Raw genomic sequence first — 6,562 nt, forward strand, 5'->3', positions numbered from 1 at the left:
TTCAAATCTTTCTTTTCCAAAAGATTGCTTTAATTATTATTCAACAGCTACGTACGGATGTTTTCTCAAATGTTCAACGGCTGTCTCTTTCTTTTTTTGACCGGACACCAGCAGGCGGCTTGATCTCAAGAATTACAAATGACACGGAAACGATCAAAGATTTTTATATTACCGTATTAGCTGTATTTGTACAAAATTTTATTTTCTTGACAGGAATCTTTATCGCCATGTTTTATTTAAATACGAGATTGGCATTTTTCTGTCTGATTTTTTTACCAATCATTTTCGGTCTCATGCAGCTCTACCGAAAATTGAGCGCCAAATTTTACGCTGATATGAGTGAGAAGCTGAGTCAGCTAAATGCCAAAATGAATGAATCCATTCAAGGGATGGCGATCATCCAAATGTTTCGCCAAGAACGGCGTATGCGTAAAGAGTTTCAGTCGATTAATGAACAGCATCTAAACGCAGGTATGAAAAGCATGAAGCTGGACGGTATACTCTTACGTCCAATGGTTGATTTTATTGCGATTTTGGCTCTCGTGTTAGTCTTAAGCTTTTTTGGCATTACGTCCCTTTCTAGTCCTGTTGAGATTGGTGTGCTTTATGCTTTTGTGAACTATCTGGACCGTTTCTTCGAGCCTGTCAATCAAATGATGATGCGGCTGTCGCTTTTTCAGCAGGCGATTGTCTCAGGTGGACGTGTCTTCAAGCTAATGGATCATCAAGAACTGGCACCGACTCATGAAGGAAGCGGCGAAGGGCGAGTGACCGAAGGAGAAATAGAATTTAGAAATGTCAGCTTTTCCTATGACGGGAAAACAGACGTGCTTAAAAACATTTCGTTTAAAGTGAATAAAGGGGAAACGGTGGCTCTTGTTGGACATACTGGCAGTGGGAAAAGCTCGATTATTAACGTACTCATGCGTTTTTACCCGATAAAAAGGGGAGAGATTTTGATTGATGGACAACCAATTGGATCGTTTCGAAATGATGTGTTGCGAAAAAAAATTGGACTCGTTCTTCAAGATCCATTCCTTTACACGGGGACGATTGCAAGCAACATTCGTCTCTATCATCATGAAGTATCGGACGAGCAAATTCGCGAAGCAGCTGAGTTTGTCAGGGCGAATGAGTTTATTGAAAAACTACCAGGAGGATATGAGGCTCCTGTGGCTGAACGGGGGGCTACCTTGTCAAGTGGGCAGAGGCAACTTATATCTTTTGCTAGAACAATGGCTGTTGAACCGAAAATCTTAATCTTAGATGAAGCGACGGCCAATGTAGATACTGAAACAGAGGAAGCGATCCAGAAAGCGTTAGAACGTATGCGAGAAGGGCGGACGACAATCGCTATCGCCCATCGGTTGTCGACAATAAAGGATGCCAATCAAATCCTCGTTCTGCACCAAGGAGAAATCATAGAGCGTGGCACACATGCTGAATTACTAGAACAGCAAGGCTTATATCATAAAATGTATGTCTTGCAAAAAGGAAAGGGCCTCAAGGAAACAATAGAAAAAAGTTGAAGATTACGAACAAGAGGCTGGGACATAACGAACGTGTATGATTGAAAATGCGAACAATACACAACCTTAGCGAAGGATATTTCCGAAGCGAAGGCTATGCAGCAACGATCATGACGTTCGGATTTCTCATCAATAAAAACTCTTTTGTCCCAGCCCCTTCTTTGAAATTTTAAGAAAAGGAACAATGGCACATGTTTGTACTTAAACTTAACTGAAGGCATAGTGTGAAAAATGGAAATTATTTATTTGAATAGTGAGAAAATAGTTTAGCCTAACATTCATTCAATGTTGGTGGAGAGAAAGTTCACGTTGAGAAAGGGCTGTTTTTTTCGATTTTCGTATTTGTTTAACAGCTCATCGAGTTCTTTACTTTTTTTAAGAGCAGTAGGAGAATGAAGCCCATCCTTTAATCCGGTTTTAATGAGCTGTTTACGCTTTCGTTCAATTAAAATTAATAGATGCTTTTCGCTCATTTCGAACCCCTCCCCTTAACATGTTTTAATAATTATACAAATTATTGGTATAAAACTCAACCGTTTGAAAGTGAAGAGTTATTCACGAGTTAAAAGCGTCTCGATTAAAAGAGAATAAGGAAGAAATGAGACGAACGTAAGAAAAACAATTGAATCCTTGTATCCTTTCATGTATCGTTAAAGAAGAAGTGACTGGATAGCTTCCCAATTGTAGAAAGGGGGGGAGCAGCTTGAATGACATTTATGTGCTGCTATCAACCATTGGGGCTGCAATGATGGCGATGCTTGCTATCATTATTCGATTAAAAGCAACGAAACGCCCTGCAAGCGTTAAAAAAATCATTCTTCCTCCAGTGTTTATGTCAACTGGCTTTTTTATGTTTCTTTATGAGCCCACCCGTCCAGCTTTTTGGCAAGTGCTTGAAGCACTGTGCGTAGGGATGCTCTTTTCTATTTTGCTTATTAAAACATCAAAATTTGAAATTCGTGACAACCATATCTATTTAAAGCGTTCAAAAGCGTTTGTTTTTATTCTAGTCAGTCTGCTATTAATTCGAATTTTATTTAAAATCATTATTGGAGATGCCATTCATGTTGAAGAACTTGCTGGTATGTTCTTTTTACTCGCATATGGCATGATTATCCCGTGGCGAATTGCCATGTATCTCTCGTATCGAAAAATAGAGAGAGATTTAAAAAAGAAGGCGAGAAAAACATTGATTGGGTCTGCTGGTACGCAAACGTGAGTGAGGCTACTTTTTTAAGACTTTTTGATACATAAGTAAGGAGGCTTAGCATTACGCCAGCCTCCTTACATTTTGTTACGGTAGAAAAGGGACAAAGCTTCATCCCATTGCGCATGATTATTTTTCTACTAAAACAAATGTTGATAGGGTGTCATATCGATTTGTTTTTCGTTTAGCTTTTTTCGTAAAAACTTATGATCGCGTTTAGGAGTTGCTAAAATGTAACCGCGAATAATTAGATCTTCATCGATTTTCTTCGCCTTTTCTTGTAGAGCAAGTTCGCCTATTTTCCCTGCAATTTTCCCTTTTGCTACATCACGAAATAGCTCAGGTACAGGTTCAACTAAATCATTCAGTAAAGCCTTTTCTTCATCGCCCCATAAATGGAGTGTCTCGTTAATATAATGATCTTGCCAATCGAGAATCGATTTACCGTCTTCTTTTGGGAATCGCTTTAGAAATTTGCGAAACATAAAAAAGCCGCCGATAAACATGACCGTAATTAAAAAAATCGTCCATAGAACGATAAACCACATAAACCATGTAGGCATTCTTCTCACCCCTGTTTTTCTCTATCGTTAATCCTATCATAAAATCTCTACTTGGTCAGCCCTTCCGTCTCACCCATTCTTTTTGGTATAGTAGAACAGGTGAGGTGAAAAAACGTGGTCTTATTTTTAATTAGTTATGGCTTTCATTTGCTTGTTTCATTGATCTTTTTTCTGCTTATTCCATTGCCTTATTTAATTAAAGGGAGCCTTTTAGACAATGAAAAAGCCTTTCAAACATTATTGAAGGTATACAAACGCATTCTTTGGATCGCTCATGGGGCACTCATTGTTGCTCTTGTCAGTGGGCTTATCATGGTGTCAGAGTGGACAGACCCTTGGTTATGGGTTGTTATCCTTATTTGGTTGGCACTTGGTGCTTTCTTAGGCTTGACGGCTAAAAAGGTTCGGCTGATTCTCGAAGCTTATGAAAAAAGTGAGGAGCCGAGTGAACATGTGGATCAGCTCAAGCTATATAGCTTTTTACTTATGCTAGCCATTTTATCGATGTTTACAGTGAAAATCATAAGATATCTCTAAGAAAAGGAAGCGACAAGCTTCCTTTTTTACATGTTCAGAAGCTAGCATGTCAAAGCCGTCTAGAGCGAGTGCAAGTGGATCGGGGTTGCTTCAGATTGTAAATGGGTTTCAAAAACGTGGGAAACACCTTGACAGCTTCTAGCACTTGTCGAGCTAATCAAGGCACTGCGCTTATCTTATTTGCTTTCTTATCCTCTAGGCTAGGTTTCTTTTCTACTTGAAAACGTGAGAGGTTTTTAGTGCAGCTAGCCATCATTTGTGGGTAATACACAAATAGAAGGGAACGATATTACAGCATTCGCACAAAGCATTATAGGACAAAACTGCGTATACTAAAACTAACAAAATACAATTGAGGGAGGACGATGATGATGTTAGTTGGTGTTCCAAAGGAAATTAAAAACAACGAAAACCGAGTAGCCATGACACCGGCAAGCGTGATGAGTTTTGTTCAGGCGGGACATCAAGTAATCATTGAAGCTGGTGCTGGTCTCGGAAGTGGCTTTGAGGATGAAGCATATCAGCAAGCGGGAGCAACAATCGAAGAGAATGCTGCAAAAGTATGGGCGAAAGCGGATATGATTATGAAGGTGAAAGAGCCCCTTCCTTCCGAATATCAATTTTTTCGTAAAGGTCTGATTCTCTTTACGTATCTACATTTAGCTGCAGAGCCTGAATTGGCAAAAGCCCTTGTAGAAAAGAAAGTAACAGCCATTGCTTACGAAACGGTTCAGGTAGGGAGAACATTGCCGCTGCTTACACCAATGAGTGAGGTAGCAGGAAGAATGTCGGCCCAAATTGGTGCCCAATTTCTTGAGAAGCCAAAAGGTGGCATGGGAATCCTTCTCTCAGGTGTCCCTGGGGTTAAGCGTGGAAAAGTAACCATTATCGGTGGCGGAGTTGTCGGGACAAACGCAGCGAAAGTTGCCATGGGACTAGGGGCAGATGTAACCATCGTTGACGTAAGTCCAGAACGCTTGAGAGAGCTTGATGACCTTTACGGTACAGACATTCAAACGTTGATCTCAAACCCAATGAACATTGCTGAGGCAGTGGCAGAATCTGATCTTGTCATTGGAGCTGTGCTCATTCCAGGCGCAAAAGCACCAAAGCTTGTAACCGAAGAGATGATTAAAAGCATGAAGCCAGGGTCTGTCGTTGTTGATGTGGCAATTGACCAAGGAGGTATTATTGAAACGGTTGATCAGATTACAACCCATGATGCACCAACGTATATGAAGCATGACGTTGTTCATTATGCTGTTGCCAACATGCCAGGAGCCGTTCCACGAACGTCTACAATTGCCTTAACGAACGTAACGGTTCCGTATGCACTGCAAATTGCCGGCAAAGGTGTTCATCGTGCAATAGCCGATAACGCAGCCTTAGAGCTTGGCCTTAATACTGCGAGCGGTTTTGTTACGTATGATGCCGTTGCTAGAGATTTAGGCTATGATTTCATTACACCAAGAGAAGCATTAGAACAAGTGGAAGCAGTGAATAAATAAGAGTAAGAGGCTGGGACATAACGAACGTGTATGATTGAAAATGCGAACAATGCACAACCTTAGCGGAGGAAATAGACGCAGACTCCTGCGGGAGGGTGAGACCCCGCAGTGCGTAAAGCGCGAGGAGGCTCACCAGCCGCACGCAGAAAGCGAGGGATATGTCCGAAGCGAAGGCTATGCATTAACGATCATGACGTTCGGATTTCTCAAAAAACTCTTTTGTCCCAGCCTCTTATTTGCATGTTAAGAAACATACATTTTCATTACAGCAGTGTATTGACATAGGTGAAAAATTTGCAGGTTCAAGTTTTGTTTAATCCGATTTTTTCACTAGTCCTTTTCCTTCTGCTAAAAATAGTGCATGGACAAGTGCGCTATTTTTCCAAATGCCTTCTAAAATATTGTGATAAACTTTTTTTAGTGGAACAAAATGGACATTTAAAATGTCTTTATCTGTACTATTTGAAACAAAAGCAAGGCGATCCGTAAAATAAAAGTGGATGACCTCATTTGACATAAACGCACAACTATAGGATTGACCTAGGTAGACGAGCTTATCGCTCGTATAGCCTGTTTCCTCTAAAAGCTCTCGTCTCGCCGCCACCGTTCGGTCCTCATTTAAGTTAAGCCCACCTCCTGGAAGCTCAAACGTCACCGCGTCAACGGGCATTCGGTATTGCTCAACAACAAGTAATCTTCCTTGATCAATTGCTAAAATTAGAACCGAAGCAGGTTCCTTTTCTTCAAGATAGCATTCTGACTCGTTTAATCGATATATTTTCCGTTTGGGATGTTCAAAGATAATGTCAGCCATACTCGTCGCTCCTTCTTTCATGGTATGATAAAGTGTAGAAGAACATAATGTTTGATTGAAAACAATTAGCTATACAGAGTAGGGTTGAACTGAGCAAACCATGAACGATTCGCTAGTGATAGCTTGATCATAACACAGGAGCTAGTCTTGGATGCTAAAAGTTTAAGGATTAAAAATGATAGCAAGTTGCTAGACAAAATGATTTTTACGAAAGAACACAGCTTCAAAAAAGGAGAGGCATGATATGACAAAAGACGAAGCATTAGAGATTCTTAAGGCCCTTCGCGAAGGGGAAATGCAAGAATTTAAAGTAAAAAAAGCAGATTTCCTTGATTTTCGCGAAGTCTTATCCAAGCAAGAGGACATGAAAAGCTTTCGCGGCAATGCTCAGCACGGAGGGGAAG

At 40.6% G+C, this 6,562-nt stretch carries 7 protein-coding genes; 4 read left to right on the forward strand and 3 right to left on the reverse strand.

Annotation, left to right across the window (positions count from 1 at the left end):
• Positions 1–1,529, forward strand: a 1,529-nt coding sequence (locus tag BLT_RS0108860; RefSeq protein WP_017727435.1) for an ABC transporter ATP-binding protein, incomplete at its 5' end; no start/stop codon positions are given.
• A 278-nt stretch (positions 1,530–1,807) separates the two neighbouring features.
• Here the strand turns inward: BLT_RS0108860 and BLT_RS0108865 are convergent.
• Entirely contained in the window at positions 1,808–2,002 is a 195-nt protein-coding gene (locus BLT_RS0108865; protein WP_017727436.1) for an aspartyl-phosphate phosphatase Spo0E family protein, read from the reverse strand.
• A gap of 230 nt (positions 2,003–2,232) precedes the next feature.
• Here BLT_RS0108865 and BLT_RS0108870 point away from each other — a divergent pair, with 230 nt between their 5' ends.
• Positions 2,233–2,748: a CcdC family protein gene (locus tag BLT_RS0108870; RefSeq protein WP_017727437.1), complete on the forward strand. Its 516-nt coding sequence runs from the start codon at positions 2,233–2,235 to the stop codon at positions 2,746–2,748.
• A gap of 128 nt (positions 2,749–2,876) precedes the next feature.
• On the opposite strand, the gene BLT_RS0108875 is transcribed toward BLT_RS0108870, so the two are convergent.
• On the reverse strand, positions 2,877–3,299 hold the full coding sequence (locus tag BLT_RS0108875; RefSeq protein WP_017727438.1) for a DUF2621 domain-containing protein: 423 nt from the start codon (positions 3,297–3,299) through the stop codon (positions 2,877–2,879).
• A gap of 114 nt (positions 3,300–3,413) precedes the next feature.
• Here BLT_RS0108875 and BLT_RS0108880 point away from each other — a divergent pair, with 114 nt between their 5' ends.
• Together BLT_RS0108880 and ald are read left to right on the forward strand one after the other, a co-directional pair.
• A complete protein-coding gene (locus BLT_RS0108880; protein WP_017727439.1) occupies positions 3,414–3,836 on the forward strand; it encodes a hypothetical protein in 423 nt (140 codons plus the stop codon).
• Positions 3,837–4,207: 371 nt separating this feature from the next.
• Entirely contained in the window at positions 4,208–5,344 is a 1,137-nt protein-coding gene (gene ald / locus BLT_RS0108885; protein WP_026105044.1) for an alanine dehydrogenase, read from the forward strand.
• Between the two features lie 313 nt (positions 5,345–5,657).
• Here ald and BLT_RS21660 read toward each other — a convergent pair whose 3' ends face one another.
• Positions 5,658–6,158 (reverse strand): NUDIX hydrolase, encoded by a 501-nt coding sequence (locus tag BLT_RS21660; RefSeq protein ID WP_017727441.1) that lies wholly within the window; start codon positions 6,156–6,158, stop codon positions 5,658–5,660.
• Positions 6,159–6,562 lie beyond the last annotated feature (404 nt).

This window comes from Halalkalibacterium ligniniphilum, assembly GCF_000334155.1.
GTDB classification, from domain to species: domain Bacteria; phylum Bacillota; class Bacilli; order Bacillales; family Bacillaceae_D; genus Halalkalibacterium; species Halalkalibacterium ligniniphilum.